The sequence below is a fragment of the Nocardioides rotundus genome, from assembly GCF_019931675.1.
GTDB classification, from domain to species: Bacteria; Actinomycetota; Actinomycetes; order Propionibacteriales; family Nocardioidaceae; genus Nocardioides; species Nocardioides rotundus.
The window spans coordinates 2,030,921-2,045,273 of sequence record NZ_CP082922.1 but is presented as its reverse complement, the minus strand read 5'-3'; the positions used below and the strand labels follow the sequence as shown (position 1 = coordinate 2,045,273).

The 14,353-nt window shown below is 68.0% G+C and carries 14 protein-coding genes; 4 read left to right on the top strand and 10 right to left on the bottom strand.

Annotation, left to right across the window (positions count from 1 at the left end):
• Window positions 1-61: 61 nt before the first annotated feature.
• Entirely contained in the window at window positions 62-1,543 is a 1,482-nt protein-coding gene (locus K8W59_RS10190; protein ID WP_223399722.1) for a histidine kinase, read from the bottom strand.
• Between the two features lie 155 nt (window positions 1,544-1,698).
• Between K8W59_RS10190 and K8W59_RS10185 the strand changes: the two genes are divergently transcribed.
• Window positions 1,699-2,367, top strand: a complete 669-nt coding sequence (locus K8W59_RS10185; RefSeq protein WP_223399721.1) for a hypothetical protein — start codon at window positions 1,699-1,701, stop codon at window positions 2,365-2,367.
• A 231-nt stretch (window positions 2,368-2,598) separates the two neighbouring features.
• Here the strand turns inward: K8W59_RS10185 and K8W59_RS10180 are convergent, their stop codons facing one another.
• Genes K8W59_RS10180 through K8W59_RS10160 form a run of 5 tightly spaced genes read right to left on the bottom strand, consistent with a single transcriptional unit; the run spans window position 2,599 to window position 7,865 of the window.
• Window positions 2,599-4,362, bottom strand: a complete 1,764-nt coding sequence (locus K8W59_RS10180; RefSeq protein WP_223399720.1) for a type IV secretory system conjugative DNA transfer family protein — start codon at window positions 4,360-4,362, stop codon at window positions 2,599-2,601.
• Window positions 4,359-4,883: a hypothetical protein gene (locus K8W59_RS10175; RefSeq protein WP_223399719.1), complete on the bottom strand. Its 525-nt coding sequence runs from the start codon at window positions 4,881-4,883 to the stop codon at window positions 4,359-4,361. Before K8W59_RS10175 ends, K8W59_RS10180 begins: the two co-directional genes overlap by 4 nt.
• Before the next feature lie 2 nt (window positions 4,884-4,885).
• The gene (locus tag K8W59_RS10170) at window positions 4,886-5,941 is read right to left on the bottom strand and encodes a serine/arginine repetitive matrix protein 2 (RefSeq protein ID WP_223399718.1); all 1,056 of its coding nucleotides are present in this window, start codon (window positions 5,939-5,941) and stop codon (window positions 4,886-4,888) included.
• The gene (locus K8W59_RS10165; protein WP_223399717.1) at window positions 5,938-7,467 is read right to left on the bottom strand and encodes a VirB4 family type IV secretion system protein; all 1,530 of its coding nucleotides are present in this window, start codon (window positions 7,465-7,467) and stop codon (window positions 5,938-5,940) included. The genes K8W59_RS10170 and K8W59_RS10165 overlap by 4 nt, the downstream gene beginning before the upstream one ends.
• Window positions 7,464-7,865, bottom strand: a complete 402-nt coding sequence (locus tag K8W59_RS10160) for a hypothetical protein (protein WP_223399716.1) — start codon at window positions 7,863-7,865, stop codon at window positions 7,464-7,466. The genes K8W59_RS10165 and K8W59_RS10160 overlap by 4 nt, the downstream gene beginning before the upstream one ends.
• A 123-nt stretch (window positions 7,866-7,988) precedes the next feature.
• Between K8W59_RS10160 and K8W59_RS10155 the strand changes: the two genes are divergently transcribed.
• Window positions 7,989-8,495, top strand: coding sequence for an MGMT family protein (locus K8W59_RS10155; protein WP_223399715.1), 507 nt, complete (start codon window positions 7,989-7,991; stop codon window positions 8,493-8,495).
• A gap of 81 nt (window positions 8,496-8,576) precedes the next feature.
• On the opposite strand, the gene K8W59_RS10150 is transcribed toward K8W59_RS10155, so the two are convergent.
• Genes K8W59_RS10150 through K8W59_RS10140 form a run of 3 tightly spaced genes read right to left on the bottom strand, consistent with a single transcriptional unit; the run spans window position 8,577 to window position 11,679 of the window.
• Complete coding sequence (locus tag K8W59_RS10150) at window positions 8,577-10,040, bottom strand: PrgI family protein (protein WP_223399714.1); 1,464 nt, start codon at window positions 10,038-10,040, stop codon at window positions 8,577-8,579.
• Window positions 10,041-10,043: 3 nt separating this feature from the next.
• A complete protein-coding gene (locus K8W59_RS10145) occupies window positions 10,044-11,333 on the bottom strand; it encodes a type IV secretion system protein (RefSeq protein WP_223399713.1) in 1,290 nt (429 codons plus the stop codon).
• Window positions 11,334-11,361: 28 nt separating this feature from the next.
• Window positions 11,362-11,679, bottom strand: a complete 318-nt coding sequence (locus K8W59_RS10140; protein ID WP_223399712.1) for a DUF6112 family protein — start codon at window positions 11,677-11,679, stop codon at window positions 11,362-11,364.
• Between the two features lie 139 nt (window positions 11,680-11,818).
• On the opposite strand from K8W59_RS10140, the gene K8W59_RS10135 reads away from it, so the two are divergent.
• Entirely contained in the window at window positions 11,819-12,496 is a 678-nt protein-coding gene (locus tag K8W59_RS10135; RefSeq protein ID WP_223399711.1) for a hypothetical protein, read from the top strand.
• Here the strand turns inward: K8W59_RS10135 and K8W59_RS10130 are convergent.
• Window positions 12,438-13,685, bottom strand: coding sequence for an IS256 family transposase (locus K8W59_RS10130; protein WP_223398700.1), 1,248 nt, complete (start codon window positions 13,683-13,685; stop codon window positions 12,438-12,440). The genes K8W59_RS10135 and K8W59_RS10130 overlap by 59 nt on opposite strands.
• A 151-nt stretch (window positions 13,686-13,836) precedes the next feature.
• Between K8W59_RS10130 and K8W59_RS10125 the strand changes: the two genes are divergently transcribed.
• Complete coding sequence (locus tag K8W59_RS10125; RefSeq protein ID WP_223399710.1) at window positions 13,837-14,352, top strand: RNA polymerase sigma factor; 516 nt, start codon at window positions 13,837-13,839, stop codon at window positions 14,350-14,352.
• The last annotated feature ends 1 nt before the right edge of the window (window position 14,353 follow it).

Sequence of the window (14,353 nt, the reverse complement as noted above, 5' to 3'; positions counted from 1 at the left end):
CCGGACAGCAAGGTCCGGCAGATCCCCACGCCCACAGCCGCTCACCCCACGGCGATCCGGATCACGCGATTACCACCAAGCTCATCGGTGGATCCGGGCTTAGGTCGTCGACGAGCCGGCGCACCTCCGCGATAGCGTCCTTGACCTCCTCGCGTGCCTCGGCAAGCAGTGCGGCGCGCGCGTCGACATCGGCGCGTGACTGCGCGGCGTTGAGCTTGAGCACGACGGCTGCCAGCGCCGGGCCGACCCCGTCGTGAAGGTCTCGGCGGAGCCGGCGGCGCTCCTCCTCGCGGCCGGCCACGATCCGCGAACGCGACTCGCGAAGAGCCTGGCCCTGTCTCTCCGATCGGACGAGGACCGCCGCATACCGGGCAAGGTCGCGGAGGAGAGCCAGATCCGCGGATGACAGCTCCCGACCGTGCGGCACTGCCACCGCGAGATATCCGAAACTCTCGCCGCGATGCACCAGCGGCGTCCGGACGACACGATCGTCCGCGTCGCCGGGCCGGGTGTCCACCCACGCGCGATCGGCACGGAGAGCTTCGGCGATCGCATCAGTGACCGCGTCGGTGACCGGAGTGCCGAACGTGTCAGATGCTGCAGCGTCGGCCCGGTCGGCGAGCAGGCGGAGGGCTTGGTGCGGCTGGGACCTGTAGCCGTAGACCCACCGCTCGACCCGCCAGCCGAGCCAAGCGTAGGCCGGGTGCACCGCGACTGCGACCACGGCGACCGTGAGTAGGCCACCCAACGTGTCGTTTCCGCCGACGCGGGCGACAGCGAGGAGCAGCAGTGCGTACAACGCCACCACACCGACAACCAGGACGCCATAGGTGAGCGTGCGGCTGAGGACGAGCTGGATGTCGAAGAGGCGATAGCGCAAGATCGCGATCGTGATGGTGGCAGGCAGCGCAGTGCTGACACCGGTGAAAGCGGCAGCGGTAATCCAGGGAATGTCACTCAGCAGGAAGTGATTCGCCCACAGCAGGAGCAGCCCCAGCGGGACGGCCAGCGCACCCCAGACCAGCCACAGGAGTTGCAGCCTGGTCTCGCCCGCCGATGCCTTGAGCCGGCTGCGCACGGCGACAGCGGAGCCGAAGAACAGAAGTACGACGAGCAGCAGCCCGACCGTCCCGAGAACTGCCGACACCGCCGGCGATAGCCACGCCACCGGTGGGGCGAGCCCGTCGTGCTCCTGCCGGAACGTACTCCGGTCACCGGCCGCACCCACGAGAAGCAGCGCTGCGCCCGCCAGCCCAACACGGACCCAGAGCAGCCATCGACGTGACAGCGGACGCCCATCGGGCAAGACGTAGGCGATCAGGACCAACCATAGGAACAGGAAGACCCAACCGCCGGCGAGCAGCTGGTCGGCAACCAAGGCCGCCGTGGTCGTGCTCGTGAACTCGGAGCCACCCAACAGCAGGCCCACCGACAGCCCGTGCGCTACCAGCAGGCAGCCGATCCGACGCTGACCACGCCGCACGAGCAGCAGACCAAGCGTGATCGGGACCACCGTCGCGAACACAACGGCCGTGAAGAACATGTCCACAGTCTGACGGCGCGGCAGCCTCCCGTCTGCAGTCCCGGGAACACCTCCCGGCCCACCCGGGACGGCAACCTCGTGCGCCCGGGCGACTCGACCGGAATGGTCGCGGTGTCGGCGATCCCCGCCGGCATCATGCGGAAGGGAGTGGCGAAATGCCTCGCAGCAAGTTCGAACGATTCCTGCCCTGGACGGGAGCGATCGCGGGCGCGGCCTGGATCGGGCAGATGTTCCTGTTCCAGACCGGCGACCAGGACTCACCCGGGACGATGACCACCGCGGTGATCCGCGATCACCTGGCCCTGAACTACGCAGCCATCGGCTGCCTGGTAGTCATGGCGATCGCGCTGGTCTTCTTCGGGACCGCGCTCCGCAGCCATCTCCGTGCGGGCGAAGCTCGCGAATCGACATACTCCAGCATCGTCTCTGGCGGCCTGTTGCTCGTCGCTGCCGGCCTCTCACAGATGGTGATGTGGAACTGGGGTCTGATCAACGGAGCCGCGGACGCCAAAGACGACCAGGCCCTGGGAATCCTCAGCTTCGTGGGCTTCTTCGGGTTCGCCGGCATGGGCATTGGCATCGCCACCACCCTCCTCGGCGCCGGACTGGCCGGTCTGGCCAACGCCGTACTGCCGCGGTGGTTCGCGATCCTCACCCTCGTGCTGGGCGTACTCAGCGCCCTAGGCACCGCAGGCATCCCACCCGGTGGCCTGGTGAACTACCTGCTCCTCCCGCTCTGGCTCATCGCCGCCGCGATCATCCTCGCCCGACGGCAGGGCGAGGCCGATCTGTCGTTGAGCGTGAAGGGCTCCGTCGTATCGTGACAGGACCCGCAAGCGCTCGAGTTGGTAGCCAGTCACAAGGCAGGCGCGATCCGCCCCCGCCCGTTGATGGATGGTCGGTGTCACCGCAAGAAGAACCCTGTGCGGCGACGGCGCTCGCGCGACGACGTCAGAGATACTCCGTGCCCCGCAACACCCGTCCGGCGAAGTTCCCGGGAAAGGGGCCTGATACGGCGCGTCATCCTGGTGTGACGCGGCAACGCCCCTGGGTTCCTAGCGGCGTCGGAGAGCAATCTCGACTTCGGTGCGCTGGTCGCGAAGCCGGTCGGCGTTCCTGCGTTCCGTCCACGGGCGCAGGTCGGTGACCAGGGGCGGGGCGCTACGGAGGAGCACGAGCGCGGTGCCGAACGGCAAGGTGCGGATCACCTCGGGAGGCATCACCGGCACTCGGCGTACGGAGCGTTGGAGCGACCGGGAGCCGTCGTCGCCGACGGAGACCGTGTCTGTCTTCTCGTCGCGCTCGCCGATCAGGGCAGAGAGGTCTTGGAGGTCCTTCGCCGACGAAGTGCCGCCAAGGACGACCTTGACGATGGAGGCGTCCCAGATGGCGCCGGCCGCGTGGTCGCCCCACTTGTCACGGGCTTGGGAGAGGGACTGGAGCACGGGCATCGCGGTGATCCCGGTGCCGCCGCCCTCGGCCATGAGGACCGGCAGGGACGGCAGCGGCGAGAGGTTGCCGATCTCGTCGAGTGCCAGGAGTAGCGGTGGGTCCATGCGTGCGCCGGGTGATGCGGCGGCGAGGTGGCGGGCGGTCTCGACGAGATCCTCGATGAAGGCTGCGACGAGTGACCAGGAGGCGCCAGCTCCTGCGCCGGTGGCGAGGAGGTAGAGGGTGCCGTTGCTGGTGAGGAAGTCGACGGGGTCGAAGTGCTCGCCGGGGTTCGGGGACACGGCGTCGAGGACTCGTGGGTCGGCGAGGCAGGTCAGGGCGAGGGAGACGCCCATCCAGATCGAGTCTCGGGTGCGGGGGTCGGAGTGAATCATCGACTCCAACGAGTCGGCCCAGCCGGGTGCAGCCTTGTGGTTGCTCGACAGGATCGCCACCGCGTCGGCCGCCGCAGACGGCGACAGCGTCCACCCGAACAGCTCGCGGGGACTGCGATTGTCGAGGGCAGCCGCATGGAGCAGCGCCTGGAGGGCTGTGCGGGTCTTGCCTTCCCAGAAGCCGCCGGACTCGACCCCGCCGGTCGACAAGCCGGTTGCGGACGCCAGGCCGGTGGCTCGGATCATCGCGGTGAGTGGGTCTTCGCAGCCGCGCACGGGTGACCAGCGAAGGCCGGCCGGCAGACCTTCGGCAAGCCGTTGGGGGTCGAAGACCGCGACCGGCCCTCGCTCCTGGCGAGCGGTGAGGGTGGCTGCGATGTTGTCGGGTCGGGTGGCGGTGGTGATGACCGCGCCGGGGGCGTCGAGGATCGCGTTGATGACGACGTGGAGGCCTTTGCCCGAGCGGGGTGGTCCCAGCACCAGGATCGAGTCCTCGACCGACGCCCAGACGCCCTGACCCCGCGAGCGCCCGAGGAGGTAGCCGACGTCGGGGGGCTCGGGCTTGTCGAGGGACGGTCGCAGCGTCCGGCCACGGGCGAGCAGCGCCTTCTGCGAGGCGACGGCGCGTACGTCGCGCCCGGTTGCCACTCCGGCAAGGCGGCGGGGGTCGTGCGATGTCGTGTGTCTCATCGAGCCGATCCGTCGCCACAGCACGAGGGTGCTGGCGATGACCAAGGAGACCATGAGCAGCAGCACGAGCCAGTAGACCCAAGCTGCGAGTCCGTCGGCACCGAGCGCGGTGGATGGGTTGCTGGGGTGGGTGAGAACGCGAAAGCCGACCTCCCAGCCGCCGTTCGGCTGCGAGGCGCCTGACACCCACGCGGCGGCCGATCCAGCAAGTCGCAGGATCGCCGCGATCAGGCCGACGGCGGCGATGAGGATGAGGCCGAGGTTGATCAGGTCGTCGTCGACTCCCTGTCCGCGAGGGTTCACGCGGCACCACCATCGGCACTCGCGCTGACCATGACGGTGCCGGACCGCTTCCCCATGAACACCACCAGGCCGGGGTGAGCTTCGAGCAGCGCGGGCGGCAGGCGCAGGCGGGCGGTGCCGTCGGTGTTGGCGACCTGGTGGGCGACCACCACGGCGACAGCGACTTCCTCGCCTGCCAGGAACCCGCCGCCGGTCACCTCACCGATTGTGGTCGCCGCCTCGCGCACAGGCTTGACCATGCGCAGGCGTGGACGGGCAGGAGTGACGATGTCGGTGAAGGTGTTGCCGTCGGCTTCGTGGACCTGGACCCGTACGGCGGTGCCAAGGTCAGCGGCGATCTCGTCGAGCACTCGCTGGAGGTCGTCGCGGGTGAGGGACCCGTCGGCGGAGTAGGGCTCATGGTCGAGCGCGACCGTCAGGAACCCCTTCTCGTCGACGTCGACCTCGACCAACGGCATGACCACGGGGACGCGAACCGCCTGGCGGTCATCGCGCCGGTACGGCGCGGCAGCGTTGGTCATGCTCATAGCCGAATCGGCTCCACCTGCCGCTGAGCGACCGTTTGGACCGGAGCCGCGCCACGCCCAGCAGCGAGCGCTTCGCGGTCGAGTCCGGGCGGGTTGCCGTCGCCGACCTGCGGGGTGTCGAGCTTGTCGAGGATCGTGACCGCCGCACCCCGCACACGCTCGGCGGTCGACTGCACGACCTCGAGGGGCGTCTTGTCCGGCACGCTCGACGCCCACGAGGCGACGTACGGGATCGTGTAGTCGTCAGTCGCGAACCCATGCGCTGCGCCGACCATGAGCGCGACCGACTCGGCCTCGACCTCGGCGATGCCACGGTGCATGGCCGCATCGGCGTTGTCGGGTCCGTGGAGCATGACGTGCCCGAGTTCGTGGGCCAGCGTCTTGACCTGGGCGGCGTCATCCATGTCCATCCGCACCGACACCTCGCGGGTCATGTAGTCGGTCAGCCCGTTCGCGCCACCGATCGACCTCGCGTCCGAGACGAGTCGCAGTTCGAAGCCGTGAGCGGTGATCTGGTCGGCTAGGCCGTCCCACAGGCCCTCCGGCGCCTGGCCCTGGAGCAAGGTGGGGCGCGGGGTCTCGGGGATCGGCTCACCGTCGGTCTGGGAGATGTCCCAAACGTGAGCGGGCTTGAGGCCGACCAGCTTGGACCGGACCGCCTCGCCGAAGGCCGGCTTCTCGCCGCGGGCGAGACGTCGCCACGAGTCCGGGTCGGCAAGATTCGAGGAGGCGAACCGAGCGGTGACCGGAGCGAGGATCGCGTAGCCCGACTGGCCCTTCATCACGGCGCGGTTCAGGCTGAGCCACTGACGGAAGCCGGCAACGTACGTCGGCATCGGCTCGGGCACCCGCCCTTGCTGGAACGCTGCGTAGTGCTGGACGTAGATCAGCATCGTGTTGTTGAAGGACCGCGAGCGGAACCTTGCGGCGAACTTCAGCGCACGCTTCCAGTCATCGCCGGTGACCAGCGCGCCGACCGACTCAGTGAGCTTCTGTTGCAGGGCTTCGAGTTTCTCCTCGCGGGCCGCGAGGTCTCGGGTCTGGACTCTCATCGGATGCCTCCTGTCTCAGATGACAGGTGTCTCTGTGGGGCAACCCCGTTCATGCGGCCGGCGGTGTCGAACAACTCCAGCTCGGCGGGATGGAGCTGGTGCTGGACCACGAACGACCGGTGCTTGATCCGCCACAGTCCTTGTCCGGTGCCCAGCGTTGGCAGGAGCGACTGCTCGGTGCCGGTCAGCCCGAGGGTCGCGGCGGTTGACCCGAGCTGGTCGGACTCCTGCCGATAGACCACTCGGGTCTCGGCGTTGGCCAACAGTGACGAGGCGAGGGCTCGCATCGCGGAGCCCTGATCGCCGACGTTGTCGAGGTCGGAGAGTTTGTGGAAGATCAGCATGTTGGCGATGCCGTAGTGCCGTGCCAGTCGCCAGTGGGCGTCCATCCGGCGCAGCAGGGCCGGGTGGGACATGAGGCGCCACGCCTCGTCGTACACGACCCAGCGTTGGCCGCCGTTCGGGTCGAGCAGGGCGGACTCCATCCACGCGGACGCGCACGTCATCAGGACCGAGATCAATGTGGCGTTCTCCGTGACGCGAGACAGGTCGAGGGAGACCATCGGCAGCGTCGGATCGAATCGCACGGTCGAGGGGCCGTCGAAGAGCCCGGCTAGGTCGCCTGCGACGAGGCGGCGCAGCGCGTGGCCGGCGAGCCGGCCGTCCTCGGCAAGCCGACCATCGGAGTCGGTGGACGGATCGGGAGCCAGCAGCCGGTCGACGACCGTTGGCAACACCGGGACGTCTGCTGAGCGCACGGCCTCTGCGAGGGCGACGTCGATCGCGGTGTGCTCCAGCGGCGTGAGCCGACGGTCGAGGACGGTCTCCGCCAGTGCGCCGACCAGTTCACGCCGTCTCGCGGTGACTTGCGCTGCCCACTGTTGGTCGTCGAGCCCAGCGGGGCGGTGGCCCTCGTCGAGCGGGTTGAGCCTGGTGGGCATCCCATGCCCGAGCGCGATGGCCTTGCCGCCGACCGCCTCGGCGACGGCGGTGTGCTCACCCTTCGGGTCGCCGGGAACGTAGACGCGACGTCCAAACGGGATGGATCGCGTGTAGAGGCTCTTGGCCAGCGCTGACTTCCCAGAGCCGACGATCCCGGCGAGCACGAGGTTCGGCGCAGTGATGAGACCCCGGGCGTACAGCACCCACGGGTCGTAAACGAACGAGCTACCCGAATAGAGGTCTTGCCCGACGAAGACGCCGTCGCTGCCGAGCCCGCCTTCGGCGAGGAACGGGTAGGCGCCGGCGAGCGTCGCGGAGGTGTCCTGATGACGAGGGAGCCGCAGGCGACCGGGGGTGCGCAGTGCGGCGGGGCCGGGTTCGCCGGACTTGGGCAACACGACGGTTGCGCGCCGCTCGGCCGCCAGCTCGTCGGCCTTCGCCTTGGCCACGGCCTTGCGCGAGTCATGGTCCTCGGCCAGCAACGACTTCGCCGCCGCCTTGCGTGCCCGCCGGTCACGACGACGCTCCCGTCGAGGAGCAACGAGAACCGCGCTATGCAGGCGGCCTTCGTTCGAGCCCGTCACAGTGACAATCCGTGGTCGGTGGAGGAGCGCGACAAGGGAGGCTCGGGAAGCTCGCGGTGGTAGGCCAGCGTGGCCTCCGCCTCGTGCGCGTCCGCGATGATATCGCCAACCTGTCGCACCATCTCGCCGGCCCGGTGGAGATCCCACGACACCCGGTACGCAGCCGAGCGAGCCTTCGGAGAGTCCGCCGGCACCCACTCCGTTTGCCGCTGACGTCCGTCGTGGAACGCTGCGATCTGGTGCAGCGACTGGCTCAGGGACGCGACCGCTGAGGTGAGGGACCCGAGCACCGAGTAGATGTCGCGCGGGTCGTCGATGGACCGGGTCGCATGCGCCAGAGCACGCAGGACTGTCTGGACTTCGTCGGCGTCAGCCGCCGGGTTCTCGAACGTGGGCATCGGGGCCTCCTTCTCGATCTGGTCGAGAAGGAGGTGTGCCGGGGTGGAACTGGTACACCCGCGGCACGAGCTGGCGACCTCGAAGCCGAGGTGGTGGTCGGTCTCCGGTGAGAGGATCGCTGCATGAGCACCAACCACACGAGCAGCGATGCCGAGGCGGTGTACGACGCGTGCCGGTCAGTCCCGGCGGGGATGGTCATCACGTACGCCGATCTGGCTCTTCTGGTCGGCAGGCCGTCGAGCCACAGCCGCACGGTGTCGACGATCCTGGGCCATCGTCCCGGAGCTGACGACCCCAATACCGATATCCCGTGGTGGCGAGTCGTCCGCACGGACGGAACCCTGCTCGACCTCGACCAGATCACGGGGCCGCGGGCACAGTGGGTCGGTTGGGCGCTCGACCAGCTCGCCGACGAGGGCGTTCCCCTCCTGGGCACGGGGCCGCGCCGACGTGTCGACATGCGCGAAGCTAAGCGGATGCCCATCCCTGATGGCATCACCCCGTGGGTGGCCCCGCCGAAGTCAGGTACAAGTCGAACAACGGGCAGGACGGTCCGAGAGGCCGTGCCTTGTTGGCGTCACGAGAAGGTCCAGTACTCATGCCGCGATTGCTCGCCCGGGCGCCCCTGACACGCCAGGCTGGCCGAGCAGGGCTTCGAGAGACAAAGGGCAGCGGCGCACTGCGCCTGCGTCGACTTAGCACCGCGCGACCTACAGGCACCTACACAGCGGAAGCGCGGCTGACGAGAACGCCTGGGCTTGCTGTCCCCAGAGCCGCCGCGTCTCGCAGGAGGCCTGGATCGCGGCTTGCTCGATGTCGGCGACGGCCCGTTCGAGTTCGTCGGAGTCTTGGGCACTGACGGCGATCAGCCCGGTGGTGCGCAGGATGCCGTGGCCGGCGGTGAGGTCGGCTTCCTGCTGGAGGACGTCGTTGTATTCGGCGGACTGTTGGGCGTCCTCGATCTGGCCGATCCGCTGGCGTTGGGCGGCGTCGGAGATGTACTCGGTCTTCTTCTTGCGGATGTCGCGGGCGGCCTGGTCGGTGCGAATGGGCGTGTAGAGGAGGGTGAAGGTCCGTCGTACGCCGGAAGAAAGCAGGACGGGCGCGAGGAAGCCGGGGTAGACGAGTGAGCGTGGCCATTCGCTGATCCAGAGCACGCAGTGATGGGCGGAGTCACTGCGCACGCTCGACCAGTTCTCGGTCACGGCGACAGGGCCGGCTGTGGCGAGGTCGCGGCCGAGCTCGCCGTGGCGCTCCAGAGCGCCAGCCACCACGGGGTCGTACGCGGAGCGGAGGATGACCGCGAGGTCGCCGGGCTCCAGCCAGCCCGATGGAGCGAGGTCGGCCGCGCGGAGGGCCGCGGTCATGGTGGACATCTCCTGACGGAGAACTGCCGCTGCTCCTCGGTTGCCGCCACCGGCTGCCCGGATGGCGCGGCCCGCGGCCTTCATGTCGAGTGAGATCGACACGGTGCTCGCGTGCCGCTCGCCAGCAGGGCCGGCGCGGTCGATCAGTTCGCCGTACGTCGTCGAGGTCCACGAGTCGTTGTGGGTTCCGTGCTGGGACCACCACTCGGCGAGGCCCTTCCCAGAGTCGGGCAGCGTCCGCTCCATCACCTGCAACGAGGCAATGCGTCCCGAGCGGCACGCCGTGGCAAGCACTCGCCCCCAGCTCGTGACCCGGCGTTGTTGCTCGATCGGGTCGAGCAGGATGAACGCTGGGTGGGTGACGCCGACGATGGCAGTCAGCGTCGCGGCGTGCGGGTCGTGAACCATGACCGCACCGCTCTCGGGGTCGAACCACTGACGAAGACGCGCGGCATCCCCAGGCAGCGACAGCGTGCCAGCCGGTCGAGGCTTGACGATGTGACGGCGGAACAACAACTGACCACCGGTGGACCGCCAGAGCCAGCGGCTGACCACGGGCAGCCACTCGATCAGCTTGCGACCGCCGACCCCGATGAACGCGAGGGCAGCGCAGAGCAGCAGCACGGGGACGACAAACATCAAGGACGGTCCGCCGCCGAAGTAGAGCGCGAGCACCAGCATGATCGCGCCGAACCCGACCACGATCAGTTGAGACCCGGACAGTCCCAGGAGCACGCCGCGCCGCGTGAGGCGAGAGAACTTCACCGGAGCGAGCTCGTAGTCGTGTGCAGTCGTGGGGTTGCTCATCGCTCAGCCGTTCTTCCCGTTGGACTGCGAGGGCACCGAGTCCGCGACATGCGGCGGAATCGGTGCACCTGAGGGCGAGACCGGGGTCTTCTGGGCGGCGTCTGCCTGTTGCGAGGCGGCACCGCCGACCGCCTGGCCGGTCCGGACTCCAGCGGTCGTGGCCTCTTTCGCCACAACCACACCCGCAGCGACTCCGCCAGCGGCAGCCCCGCCCGCGGCAGCCCCGCCTCCTCCCGTGGACGCAGCTCCAGCACCCCCGGTTGACGGTCCCGTACCGGTCGGTGCTGCGGCCGGCGCGGGTGAACCGCCACCACTGCCGCCGTCGAGCACCTTGCTCGGCTGCGAACTCGGAGCACGGTTCATCGGGATTGGCATCGGGCGGTTGAGCGCCGATTTGCCTTCCTGCTCAGCCGACATCGCGTGGTACATGTCGAAGCCCATGAAGTTGATCGCCTTGTAGGTCATGTACGGCGCGAACCCAGCCATCAGCATGAGCACGACGCCGGCGATCGGCTCGGACACGGACTGAATGTCCCCGTCGATGGGTGCGGAGACCTGCGCCGTGGCGAGCAGGAAGATCACGACCAGGACGACCTTGGAAATGATCAGAGCGATCACGAACGACGCCCACTTGCTGACCCAGGAGCGGGTGTGGTCCCAGGTCGACCCAGCCATCGCCACGGGTGCGAAGACGATGGCGATGAGGAGCAGCGCCTTCCGGACGAGCAGGCTGATCCACACGATGCCTGCCGCGCCGATCGCGAGGCCGGCGATGAAGATCGTCAGGATCGCACCCGCGCCGGGCGCCGCGAGGTTGAGCCCAACGAGGCCGGTGGTCAGTAGAGCGATGCGGTCGCCCATCTGCTCCATGTTGGTCCCGGCCGCGTTGACGATGCCGATGCAGAGCTGGTCGGTGACCTCCAAGGCCGTCGCCAGCAGAGCGAGCGCGACGAAGGAGCCGAGGATCGACTTCGCCAGCCCGAGGGCTGCTCGCGTCAGCGCGGCTGGTTCGCGTCGGATCATGCCCCCGATGACTTGGAGCATGAAGAAGCCGAGCATCACGAAGACGGCGATGCCGAATAGGATGTTGTAGACCTTGGTGTACTGACTGCTGGTGACATCGACCATCGTGGTCGAGTCGAAGACTTTCCACACAGCCTCGAACATCCAGCCCGCTGCGTGCCCCATGCCCTGAGCCAGCCAGTCGAAGGGCGCGGACACCAGCGCTCCGCCTGCGTCGCCCGCGACATCGCACACGGATGAGATGACAGGTACATCGCAGACGTCGACCATCGTCGTGTTCCTCTCGTGCTCGCGCGGGTCAGACCGACTGGCCGACGTTCCAGAAGAAGTTGACGAGCGCGACGGACGCGCCGGTGATGATCGCGGCACCGAGCCCGACCAGAACGCCGAACTTGCCGCGACCAGCCAAGTGCGGGTTCGACGAGTTCGCGCCGAGTGCCCAGACGACCGCCGAGACGATCAGGGCGAGTACGGCGAGGATGAGGCCGACGGTCATCGTCGCGCCAACGATGTTCTTGAGCTGGCTGATGCCCGGCAGCCCGTTGGAGTTCGGGCCGATGTTGATGTCCTGCGGCAACAGTGACACGACCGTGCTGGGTAGACCGAGGTTGATCACGATTCCTCCTGAGTGAGTAGCTAGTTCACCCAGTCAGGTGTGCGCTCCGGCTCGCCAAGAAAGTCGAGGTTGTGATGCAACGTTCTGAGTTCAGGTGGTCAGGAGGTATGTGAAGCCATGACTGACAATGGGAGTCAACATGAACGATCAGGAACTCGACCTCCTTCTTCAGGAGGCTGCGCCTCGTGCCACCGAACGTGCAGAGTCGCTCGCACGTAGCCTTGCCATCGTCGCCGGGGGCCGCGCGAACGCGAAGCGGCGACTAGCGGGCCGCCGGCCGCTCGTCGTTGCCGGAGGGGCTGTCGCGGCCACTTTCCTGCTCATGGCCGCGGGCACCACTTCGGCCTACCTACTCAGCATCCCGCCCTTTCAGGACATGGACGCGAAAACGCAGAGGCTCAGCGCCCCGATCTCGGTTGACTGGACCCGCGACACAGGAAAGCCCGAGACTTGCAGGCTCTACATGGAGTTCGAGGGGCTCTCCGATGAGCAGTTGAGCGAGGTCAACGCACTCGCCGCCGACACTGACTGGTCTCCCATCGTCACCGCAACGGTAGGAAACGTGCGTGAAGGGGAAGATAGTCTCGACGCGGTCTACGGAGCGCTGAAGCAGGAGTTCTTCGCCAAGGCGCGGGTCGTTGTCCCTGACCTCAGCCGTCCGGGTGAGGCCACCGGTGGACCGATGTTGGCGGGCTACGCGGCGACTTGTGGTCAAGTCCCGGGTAGTGGTGTAGCGCTGCGTTCTCCTTCGTGGTGGCTCAGGCGGTCAGGGCGGGGAGGTTATCGGCTCCGATCTCGGGTTCGGTGGTGGGGATGATGTTGACCCGGCAGCGGGCGAGGACCTCGAGTCCGAGGTAGCGGCGGCCTTCGGCCCATTCGTCGGTCTGCTCGGCCAGCACGGCTCCGACGAGTCGGATGATGGCGTCGCGGGTGGGGAAGATGCCCACGGAGTCGGTGCGGCGGCGGATCTCGCGGTTGAGGCGTTCGGCGGGGTTGTTGGACCAGATCTGGGTCCACACGTCCTTGGGGAAGCCGGTGAAGGCCAGGATGTCCGCGCGGGCGGTGTCGAGGTGGTCGTGGACCTCGGGGAGCTTGCCGTCGACGTAGTCCAGGAGCCGGTCGAACTGGGCATGGACCGCGGGCCGGTCGGGTTGGTCGTAGACCGAGTGCAGCATCGCCTTGACCGCGGGCCACATGGTCTTGGGCGTCACCGACATCAGGTTCGCGGCGTAGTGGGTGCGGCAGCGCTGCCAGGAGGCTCCAGGCAGGTTCGCCGCGATCGCTTCGACCAGGCCGGCGTGGGCATCTGAGGTGACCAGACGGACCCCGGTCAGGCCGCGGGCGACGAGGTCGGCGAAGAACTCGTTCCAGACCGGGCCGGTCTCAGCGGTGGCCACGCGCATGCCGAGGACCTCGCGGTGTCCGTCGCCGTTGACACCGGTGGCGAGCAGCACCACCGCGTTGATCACCCGGCCGCCCTCGCGCAGCTTCATCGTCAACGCGTCGGCGGCCACGAACGTGAACGGACCGGCGTCGTTGAGGGGTCGGTGCCGGAACTGCTCGACGTGCTCGTCGAGCTCGGCCGCCATCCGGGAGACCTGGGACTTGCTCAGCGAGTCGATGCCCAGGGTCTTGACCAGCTTGTCCATCCGCCGCGTGGACACGCCGGCGAGGTAGCAGTCGGCCACGACGGTGATCAGCGCGGCCTCGGAGCGCTTGCGGCGCTCGAGCAGCCACTCGGGGAAGTAGGTGCCCTTGCGGAGCTTGGGGATCGCGACGTCGATGGTGCCGACCCGGGTGTCTAGGTCGCGGTGGCGGTAGCCGTTGCGCTGCGTCGTCCGGCCGGGTGTGGGTCGGCCGTATTCGGCGCCGACCACCGCATCGGCATCGGCGCACAGCAGGGCGTTGATCATCGTCTGCAGCAGATCGCGCATCAGATCGGGCGAGGCTTCGGCGAGTGCTTCGCCAAGCAGGCCGGCAGGGTCGACAATGTGGGGAGCGGTCATCGTGATGGTCCTCGAGGATTCGGTAGAAGGTTGACTCGAAGGATCACGCGGTGGCCGCGCCCGCGCCGACGTACACGCCGGCGACGATCTCGGCGACCGCGCTACACCACTATCGGGGACTCAACTCGACTTGTTTGGCGGATGACGAACGGTGACGGTCGACGAGGCCGTGCGGTCGTCTCCTTCGGAGGCCGAGTTCGGTGAATGGATCTCCGAAATCAGCCCCATGCTTCTCAACTACTTCCTGCGCCGTGTCGATCCGCAGGCCGACGCCGCAGACCTGGTCAGCGAGACGGTCGTCGTCTTGTGGCGGAGAGCCACGTCCATCCCGACGGATGGACAGTCGGCAAGGATGTGGGCGTTCGGGATAGCTCGGAGGGTCTTAGCAACGCATCGTCGAGCCGGCCGCCGCCGCAACGCACTTGCTGACCGCCTCCGCGGCGAGCTCGCAACAGAGGTGGAAAAACTTGACACGGATGTGCGAGTGCTTGATCTCCGAACGGCCTTGGACGGTCTCAAGCCGCTGGATCGGGAGATCATTCGACTTGTTCATTGGGACGGTCTGAGCTTGGCGGAGGTCGCACAGCACCTAGGTAAGCCGGCTGGCACCATCCGCAGCAGGTATCACCGCGCCCGGGAAGACCTAAAGACTCGGCTGGGGAACTAAC